The organism is Pseudoroseomonas cervicalis ATCC 49957, from assembly GCF_000164635.1.
Taxonomy (GTDB): Bacteria; Pseudomonadota; Alphaproteobacteria; order Acetobacterales; family Acetobacteraceae; genus Pseudoroseomonas; species Pseudoroseomonas cervicalis.
The window spans coordinates 195,010-203,656 of record NZ_GG770779.1 but is presented as its reverse complement, the minus strand read 5'-3'; the positions used below and the strand labels follow the sequence as shown (position 1 = coordinate 203,656).

The following is an 8,647-nucleotide window of genomic DNA, read 5'->3' as shown; positions in this document are numbered from 1 at the left end:
TGGCGCGTTGCCGCGCGGATCGGCCAGGCCCCGGCCGCGCGCCGCATGGCCAGGGCTGCGGCGCGGCGCCCGGCCCGATCAGTAAAAACCCCGCGCCCCGCCGCCCCATCTCCTTGTTTTTGAAGGTGAAACAGGAAAGGCGCCGGCCGCCCTGGCGCAAGCTGCGCAAGAAAAGGGGTCTACAGCGCATCCGGCGCGCCCCTATCCTGTTACCATGTCCATGCCGCCGCTCCCCCCGCCGCACGCCGCCCTGTTCCTCGACCTCGACGGGACGCTGATCGAGATCGCCCCCCGCCCGGACGCCGTGGTGGTGCCGCTGCATCTGCCCGGCCTGCTCGCCCGGCTGTCCGACCGGCTGGGCGGGGCGGTGGCCATCGTCACCGGCCGTGGGCTGGAGGTGGCGCGCGCGCTGACCAGCGCCCCGCCCATCGCCTACGCCGCCGAGCACGGCACCATCATCGACGCCTCCTCCCTGCCGGGCGCCACCATCCCGCCCATGCCGCCGCCGCCCACCCCGCCCCAGGCCTGGCGCGACCGCGCCACCGCCTTCGCGGACGCCGAGGGGCTGCTGTTCGAGCCGAAGCAATACGGCTTCGTGCTGCATTTCCGCGCCAACCCGGAGAAAGGCCCCGCCGCCACCGCCTTCCTGGAGGGCTTGGTCGCGGGCAGCGACTTCCAGGTGATGCCCGCCCATGCGGCGGCCGAGCTGCGGCCCAAGGGGCTCGACAAGGGCAGTGCCGTGCGCTGGCTGATGCGCCACGCCCCCTTCGCCGGCCGCCAGCCGGTCTTCATCGGCGACGATGTCACCGACCAGTTCGGCATCGATGCCTGCGCCGAGCTGGGCGGCACCGGCTACCGCATCCCGATGGATTTCCCCGGCCCCGCCGCGGTGCATGACTGGCTGGAGCGCATCGCCGGGCGGATGGCGGCATGATTCCGCCGCTTCCGCCCGCCGGGGCGCAGCCGCTCGACCTCGCCCCCGTCGGCAATGGCATCATCGCCGGGCTGTTCGACCGCGCCGGCCGCTGCTCCTGGCTGTGCTGGCCGCGCTTCGATGGCGACCCGGTCTTCTCCGCGCTCCTCGGCGGCGAGGCGCCGCAGGACGGCTTCATGGAGTGCGAGCTGGTGGGCATGGTGGAGACCCGCCAGAGCTATCGCCGCAACACCGCCATCCTCGAGACCGAGCTGATCGACGGCAAGGGCAACCGCATCCGCATCACCGATGCGGCGCCGCGCTTCCGCCGCTTCGGCCGCCCCTTCCGCCCGCCCATGCTGGTGCGCCGGATCGAGCCGCTCTCCGGCCAGCCGCTGATCCGGCTGCGCATCCGCCCGCGCGCGCATTGGGGGCAGGACCGGCCGATCCGTCGCTCCGGCTCCAACCACCTGCGCTACTTCACCGAGGACGCGGCGCTGCGGGTGACCACCGACGCGCCGCTGGCCTGCCTGGCGGAGGAGGCGCCCTTCCTGCTCGACCAGCCGGTGACGCTGATCCTCGGCCCTGACGAGACGGTGCCGGAGGGGGCGGACGCCATCGGCCAGGAATTCATCCGCGAGACCGAGGCCTATTGGCTGGACTGGACGCGCGGCCTGCACCTGCCCTTCGAATGGCAGGATGCGGTGATCCGCGCCGCCATCACCCTCAAGCTCTGCACCTTCGAGGAGACGGGGGCGGTGGTGGCGGCGCTGACCACCTCGATCCCCGAGGCGCCGGACACCGAGCGCAACTGGGACTACCGCTATTGCTGGCTGCGCGACGCGCTGTTCACCGTGCAGGCGCTGAACCGGCTCGGCGCCACCCGCACCATGGAAGAATACATCCGCTACGTCACCAATGTGGTGGCGATCTCCCCGGGCGGGGTGCTGAAGCCCTGCTACCCGCTGGTGCCCTCGCTGCCCATGCCGGAGCGGATCGAGGAGGCGCTGCCCGGCTTCCTCGGCATGGGGCCGGTCAGGGTCGGCAACCAGGCGGCCGACCAGGTGCAGAACGACGTCTATGGCTCGGTCATCATGGCCGCGGCGCAGATGTTCTTCGACCAGCGCCTGCCGCGCCCGGCCGGCGAGCCGCTGTTCCGCCTGCTGGAGACGCTGGGCGAGCAGGCCGAGGCCCGCGCCCTGACCCCCGATGCCGGCATCTGGGAATATCGCGGCCGGGCGCGCATCCACACCTTCTCCGCCGCCATGTGCTGGGCCGGCATGGCGCGGCTCGCTGGCATTGCCCGGCATCTCGGCCTGCCGGACCGCGCCGAGCGCTGGGCCAAGGCGGCGCGCGAGCTGCATGCGGTGATCTGCGAGAAGGCCTTCCGCCCGCATCTCGGCAGCTTCGTCGAGAGCTTCGAGAGCGACGGCATGGACGCCGCCCTGCTGCTGCTGCCCGAGATCGGCTTCCTGCCCGCCACCGACCCGCGCTTCCGCGGCACGCTCGACATGATCGGGCGCCGGCTGATGCACAATGGTTTCCTTCACCGCTACGACATGGCTGACGATTTCGGGAAGCCTGAAACCGCCTTCCTGGTCTGTTCGTTCTGGTATGTGGACGCGCTTGCGGCCGCCGGCCGGACGGAGGAGGCGCGCGCCATGTTCGGGAGCATCCTGTCGTGCCGGAATCACCTGGGCTTGTTGGCGGAGGACTTGGACCCGACACGGAATCGGCTCTGGGGGAACTTTCCTCAGACCTACTCCCATGTTGGTCTGATTCTGTCGGCGATGCGTTTGAGCCGTTCGTGGGAGCACGGTCTGTGGGGCGGGTAGTCGTCGTCTCCAACCGCGTCGCCGTGCCGCGGCGCGGGGAACCCTCGGCCGGCGGCCTCGCCGTCGGGCTGAAGGACTCGCTGAAGGCCAGCGGCGGGCTGTGGTTCGGCTGGAGCGGGGAGACCCGCAAGGATGCGACGCTGGAGCCCCGCCAGCTCCGTTCCGGCGGCATCGACTACGCCACCATCGACCTCACCGAGGACGACCACAAAGGCTTCTACGCCGGCTACTCCAACAACACCCTCTGGCCGCTCTTCCACTTCCGCCTTGGCCTGATGGAATATGACCGGCAGGAGGCCGCCTCCTACCGCAAGGTGAACCGGGATTTCGCCCAGGCGCTGATGCCCCTGCTGGGCCCCGAGGACACCATCTGGATCCATGACTACCAGATGATCCCCATGGCCGCCGAGCTGCGCGCCCTGGGTGCGAAGCAGCGCATCGGCTTCTTCCTGCACATCCCCTTCCCGCCCTGGGCCGTGCTCTCGGCCCTGCCCGACGCCGAGCGGCTGCTGCGCGACCTCCTCGCCTATGACCTGGTCGGCGTGCAGACCAAGAGCGACCTGGGCGGCATGATCAACTGCTTCCAGGACGGGCTCGGCCTGACCCCGGACGCCACCGGCGGCGTCCGTGGCGAGGTGGCCGGCCAGATGCGCCGCACCCAGCTCTCCGCCCACCCGATCGGCATCGACACGCGCGGTTTCGCCACCCTGGCCCGCAAGGCCGCCTATGGCCCCGAGACCCAGCGCCTGGCCGCCAGCATGGGCGACCGCTCGCTGATCGTCGGCGCCGAGCGGCTGGACTACACCAAGGGCCTGCCGCACCGCATGCGCGGCTTCGCCGCCCTGCTGGCCAAGTTCCCCGAGCATCTGAACAAGGTGACCTACCTCCAGGTCGCCGCCCGCAGCCGCAACGAGGTGGCCAGCTACCGCAACCTCCGCCGCGAGCTGGACACGCTGGCCGGCCGCATCAATGGCGACTATGCCGAGTTCGACTGGACGCCGGTGCGCTATGTCGCCCGCGCCGTGGCGCGCGACACGCTGGCCGGCTTCTACCGCGCCGCGCGGGTCGGCCTGGTCACCCCGCTGCGCGACGGCATGAACCTGGTCGCCAAGGAATATGTGGCCGCGCAGGACCCCGAGGATCCGGGCGTGCTGGTGCTGTCCTCCTTCGCCGGCGCGGCGGAGAGCATGGAGGGCGCGCTGCTGGTCAACCCGCTGGATGCCGAGGCGATCGCCGAGCGGCTCGACCAGGCGCTGAAGATGCCGCTGGCCGAGCGCAAGGAACGCTGGGAGAGCATGATGCGCGGGCTGGAGGAGCAGACCGCCACGCGCTGGGCCGAGAGCTTCCTGGCCGAGCTGGAGGAGCTGCCGCGGCCCGACCAGGACCTGCTCTGGGCCACGCCGACGCGGAACTGAGGCCGGACGGTGGGGCACCCGCCCCCCGCCCCCTTCCGGGAGGCCCCGCCATGCGGCTGCTCCATGCCGGCCCGATCTTCGCTGATTACCACCAGTTCTACTTGGCCGATGCGGCCGCCAAGACCGAGGCGCGGCCCTGGACCGAGGCCGACCTCGCCGCCGGGCTGCTCGCCCAGCCGGGCGAGGTGGGCATCGCCACCGCCCGCAACACCCATGTCCCGGTGCGCGTCGAGTTGCATGACGCGGTGCCGCCGCTGGAACTGGCAGGGGTGGACCAGGCGGCCGAGGCCTCGCTGGTCACCTCCGGCATGGCGGTGCTGGCCGGCTGCACCGATTCCTGGCCCGACGCGACACGTTTGACCGTGCCGCCCGGTGCGCTGCGGCTGCGCCTGCTGGCCTCCGGCCTGGACCGGCTGAGCGAGGACGGGCTGGAGGGTGACGACCACTACCTGATCCAGCTCTGGCCGGCGCCGGAAGCGCCGGTCGCGGTGCTGAAGCCCTGGAACCCGGCCGGGGCCTAGCCCTCGCCGCCCGGCGGGCGCAGGGCGCGGATCGCCTCCGTAAGCCCCTCGGGCTCCACGGGAAACATCGCCTCGACCGCCATCGCCTCGGCCAGGCGCTGCTTGTAGGCGGCGCGCGGGATCTCGCAGGCGCCGAACTGCGCCAGATGGCCGGTGATGAACTGGGTGTCGAGCAGGGTGAAGCCACCCAGCCGCAGCCGCGCCACCAGATGCACCAGCGCCACCTTGGAGGCGTCGCGGGCGCGGCTGAACATGCTCTCGCCGAAGAAGGCGCCGCCCAGCGCCACGCCATACAGGCCGCCGACCAGCTCGCCCTCCGCCCAGGTCTCCACCGAATGGCCATGGCCCATGCGGTGCAGCGTGGTGAACAGCGTCTCGATCTCCGGGTTGATCCAGGAATCCTCCCGCCCCGGGGCGGGGGCGGCGCAGCCGGCGATGGTGGCGGCGAAGGCCTGGTTCACCGTCACCCGGTAGGGGCCGGAGAGCACGGTGCGCAGCAGCCGGCGCGGCAGGTGGAACCCCTCCAGCGGCAGGATGCCGCGCAGCTCCGGGTCCAGCCAGTAGAGCCGCCGCCCCTCGCGCGATTCGGCCATGGGAAAGAGGCCGGCGCGGTAGGCGCGCAGCAGCAGATCGGGCGTGATGTCGGGCGGGCGGCGGGACATGCCGCCCATCATGGCCCTGGGCGGGGCATCCGCGCCAGGATGCGCTCGGCCAGGGCCGGGTAGTTCTCGTCGAAATGGTGGCCGCCCGGCAGGCGGATGATCTGTGCCGGGGTGTTCTGGAAGGCCAGGCAGGCGGTCTCCGCCTCCTCCTCCGACCCGTAGACGCATTGCACCTTGTCGGCCGGCAGGCCGGGAATCTCGGGCGCGGTGGGCAGGGCGCTGGGGCGCGACAGGCCGATGAAATCGCCGATCTTGATCTCGAAGGCGGCCTCCCTGGCGAAGGCCAGCAGCGAGATCAGCGCCACCCTCTCCTTGCTCTCCGGCTTCATGCGGTTCCAGGCGAAGGGCAGGACATCGGCGCCGAAGGAATAGCCGATCAGCGCCACCTGCGAGACCTGCCACTTCGCCGCATAGAGGGCGATGACGCGGTCCAGCTCGGCCGCCACCTCCTCCGGGCTGCGGCGGCGCCAGAACCAGTTCAGGCAGTCGAAGCCCAGCACCGGCACGCCGCGGTCGCGCATATGGCGGCCGATCTGCCGGTCGAGGTCGCGCCAGCCGCCATCGCCGGAGAGGATGATGGCGAAGACATCGCCCCGCTTCTGGCGCGGCGGCATCTCCACCAGCCAGGCGGAGGTGTCGCGCTGCGCCAGCGCCGGGCGGGAGAGCGCCAGCCCGCCACCCAGGGCGGCCGCGGCCGCCAGCAAAGCCCGTCGTTGCATGGGGTCCTGTCCTGTCGCCGCCGCGCGCCGCCTCACTTGCCGATCACCCCGCGCAGCCCGCCCGATTGCAGCGCCGCCACATCGGCCAGCACCACCCAGGGGTCCAGCCCGCCGGGGGTGCAGAGATAGCGGGGCTCCCAGGCCGGCTCGAACTTCTCCTTGAAGGCGCGCAGGCCGCGGAAATTGTAGAAGCGCTCGCCACGCCGGAAGACCAGCCCGCCGAGGCGGTACCAGACCGGCGCCAGACGGTGCGCCGCCAGCCCCGAGAGCGGCGCCATGCCCAGGTCGAAATGGGCATAGCCCTGCGCCTGCGCCAGCAGGATCAGCTTCAGGAACAGGAAATCCATGGTGCCGGGCGGCATGCTGGCGCGGTGGCGCATCAGGTCGATCGACATGTCGGTGCGGGCGCCCGGCGTGTCCATCACGGTGGCGAAGGCGATGATGCCGCCCTCCGGCCCGCGCACCACCGCCACCGGCTGGGAGGCGACATAGGCGGGCTCGAAGGACCCCAGGGAAAAGGCCTTCTCCCGCGCCCGGTGCTGCGCCAGCCACTCCTCCGAGATTTTTTTCAGTTCAGGAAGCAGGGGCGCCACCTGGTCGGGCGGGACCAGCTCGAAGCGCAGCCCCTCACGCTCGGCGCGGTTCAGCGCGCTGCGCAGCGGCTGGCGCGACTTGCCGGTCAGGCTGAAGCCGGCCAGCGGCACCCGCGCCGCCTCGCCCAGCTTCAGCGGCTGCAACCCCGCATCGATATACAGGGGCAGATTCTCCGGCCGCGCCTGGTAGAAGGCGGCGCGCCCGCCCTGCGCGTCGGCCATCTCGACGAAGCGCCAGACCAGCTCGACCCGCCGCGCCTTCGGCCCCACCGGGTCGGAGAGCGCGATCCAGGAGCGGCCACGCCGTCCATACATGATGAAGGCATCGCCCTCCGGCGCGAAGAGCAGCGCCTTGTCGCCCATGCGGACGAGGTTGGCATCCGCCCGGTCCTGGCTGGCCAAGATGGCGGTGGCGCGGGCCAGCTCCTCCGGTGTCGGCGGGTGGACGGTGCCGCGGGCCGGGCGCAGCAGCGCCCACAGCCCGGCGGCGAACAGCGCCAGCACGATGCCGAGCGTGGTGCGCATGCCGCGCGGGGCGGAGGCGTCCAGTTCGAACTGCCACCAGAGCTGGCGGGAATACTCCACGTCGCGATGGGCGAAGAACAGCAGCCAGGTGGCCGCCCCCACCACGCCGATGACGGCCAGCCACCAGCCGGGGGTGAAGCTCGGCGCCAGCATCTGGGCGCGGCGGTCGAAGCGGTCGCGCGAGGCCAGCAGGGCGACCGCCAGCAGCGCCAGCAGGCCCAGCTCCAGCTCGCCGCCGCCGCGCGCCACGCTGAGCACGAGGCCGCCCAGGGCCAAAGCGAGGGCCAGCCACCAGGCGCCGTCCAGCCGGTGTACCAGCCCATGCGCCACGAACAGCAGCAGCAGCCCGCCGACGCTGGCGATCAGGTGGCTGGCCTCGAAGAGCGGCAGCGGCAAGGCGGGGGCGAGCAGCCCCGGCACCTCGCCCGAGGGGGGCGTGACACCGCCCAGCAGCAGCGCCGCGCCGGCGGCGAAGGCCATGGCGCCGAGGAAGCGCGGCATCAGCCGCGTCGCCGCCCGCACCGCGCGGGTGCCGCCCTGCAGCAGATGGGCGCGGCGGCTGGCCTCGAATCCCGCCAGCAGCAGCAGCGCCAGGCAGAGCGGCAGGGCGAAATAGATCAGCCGGTACAGCACCAGGGCGGTGGCCACCTGGTCCAGGCTGATGCCGGTGTTCTGGAAGGCCAGCAGCACCACCGCCTCGAACACGCCGATGCCGCCGGGCAGGTGGCTGGCGGCGCCGATGGCAATCGCCACCGCATAGAGCGCCATGAAGAAGGGCAGATCCACCGCGCCCTCGGGCAGCAGCAGCCAGAGCACGGCGGCGGCGGCGCCGATATCGACCAGCGAGACCAGCCCCTGGAAGGCCACCAGCTTCAGCGGCGGCACCCGGAAGCCGATGCCGCGGATGCGCAGCCGCCCCGGCCGCTTCCGCCCCCACACCGCCAGCGCCGCCATGCCGGCCAGGATGGCCAGGGCGATGCCGCGCAGCAGGTCGGGCGGCAGGCCGGACCAGTCATCGACCGATTCGGCGGTGGCCAGCAGCCCGAGCGCCCCCACCGCGAACAGCCCCAGCACGAAGCTGGCGGTGACGAAGACCAGCAGCCGGGTGATGCGCTCCGGCTTCAGCCCGGCCGCGGCATAGATGCGCCAGCGCACCGCCGCGCCCGTGAAGGCGCCGACCCCCACCGTGTTGCTGAGCGCGAAGCCGCAGAAGGCCGCCAGCATGGCGATGCGCCGCGGCACCGCCCCCGGCGCCACATGCCGCAGCGCCGAGAGGTCGTAGCCGGTCATGGCCAGGAAGCTCAGCGCCGTGGCGCCGAGCGCGGCCAGGATGCTCCAGGGGCTCTGCTGCGACAGCCCGGCCATGACGGTGGCGTAGTCGAGCTCGTGCGACAGGCCGTGCAGCGCCAGCAGCGCCAGCGCGGCCATGAGCCCGCCGCCGCCCAGCAGCAGCCAGGGCCGCAG

At 72.3% G+C, this 8,647-nt stretch carries 7 protein-coding genes; 4 read left to right on the top strand and 3 right to left on the bottom strand.

Features of this window, described 5'->3' with window-relative positions; genetic code table 11:
• The first annotated feature begins 220 nt into the window (after positions 1–220).
• Genes otsB through HMPREF0731_RS12235 form a run of 4 tightly spaced genes read left to right on the top strand, consistent with a single transcriptional unit; the run spans position 221 to position 4,684 of the window.
• Positions 221–934, top strand: coding sequence for a trehalose-phosphatase (gene otsB / locus HMPREF0731_RS12250; protein ID WP_245538323.1), 714 nt, complete (start codon positions 221–223; stop codon positions 932–934).
• Positions 931–2,748, top strand: a complete 1,818-nt coding sequence (locus tag HMPREF0731_RS12245) for a glycoside hydrolase family 15 protein (RefSeq protein ID WP_007004455.1) — start codon at positions 931–933, stop codon at positions 2,746–2,748. Before otsB ends, HMPREF0731_RS12245 begins: the two co-directional genes overlap by 4 nt.
• Complete coding sequence (locus HMPREF0731_RS12240) at positions 2,736–4,163, top strand: alpha,alpha-trehalose-phosphate synthase (UDP-forming) (RefSeq protein ID WP_007004454.1); 1,428 nt, start codon at positions 2,736–2,738, stop codon at positions 4,161–4,163. The genes HMPREF0731_RS12245 and HMPREF0731_RS12240 overlap by 13 nt, the downstream gene beginning before the upstream one ends.
• A gap of 50 nt (positions 4,164–4,213) precedes the next feature.
• The gene (locus HMPREF0731_RS12235; protein WP_040613082.1) at positions 4,214–4,684 is read left to right on the top strand and encodes a hypothetical protein; all 471 of its coding nucleotides are present in this window, start codon (positions 4,214–4,216) and stop codon (positions 4,682–4,684) included.
• Here the strand turns inward: HMPREF0731_RS12235 and aat are convergent.
• The 3 genes from aat to mprF all read right to left on the bottom strand — a co-directional run.
• Positions 4,681–5,346, bottom strand: coding sequence for a leucyl/phenylalanyl-tRNA--protein transferase (gene aat / locus HMPREF0731_RS12230; protein WP_040613210.1), 666 nt, complete (start codon positions 5,344–5,346; stop codon positions 4,681–4,683). The genes HMPREF0731_RS12235 and aat overlap by 4 nt on opposite strands.
• 8 nt (positions 5,347–5,354) lie before the next feature.
• A complete protein-coding gene (locus HMPREF0731_RS12225) occupies positions 5,355–6,065 on the bottom strand; it encodes a virulence factor family protein (protein WP_007004452.1) in 711 nt (236 codons plus the stop codon).
• Positions 6,066–6,097: 32 nt separating this feature from the next.
• The coding region (mprF, locus tag HMPREF0731_RS12220; protein ID WP_007004451.1) for a bifunctional lysylphosphatidylglycerol flippase/synthetase MprF at positions 6,098–8,647 on the bottom strand (2,550 nt) is incomplete at its 5' end.

Excerpts from the sequence above, each read along its gene's own strand:
- otsB (WP_245538323.1), top strand. The coding sequence starts at position 221 with ATGCCGCCGCTCCCCCCGCCGCACGCCGCCCTGTTCCTCGACCTCGAC.
- HMPREF0731_RS12245 (WP_007004455.1), top strand. The coding sequence starts at position 931 with ATGATTCCGCCGCTTCCGCCCGCCGGGGCGCAGCCGCTCGACCTCGCC.
- HMPREF0731_RS12235 (WP_040613082.1), top strand. The coding sequence starts at position 4,214 with ATGCGGCTGCTCCATGCCGGCCCGATCTTCGCTGATTACCACCAGTTC.
- aat (WP_040613210.1), bottom strand. The coding sequence starts at position 5,346 with ATGTCCCGCCGCCCGCCCGACATCACGCCCGATCTGCTGCTGCGCGCC.
- HMPREF0731_RS12225 (WP_007004452.1), bottom strand. The coding sequence starts at position 6,065 with ATGCAACGACGGGCTTTGCTGGCGGCCGCGGCCGCCCTGGGTGGCGGG.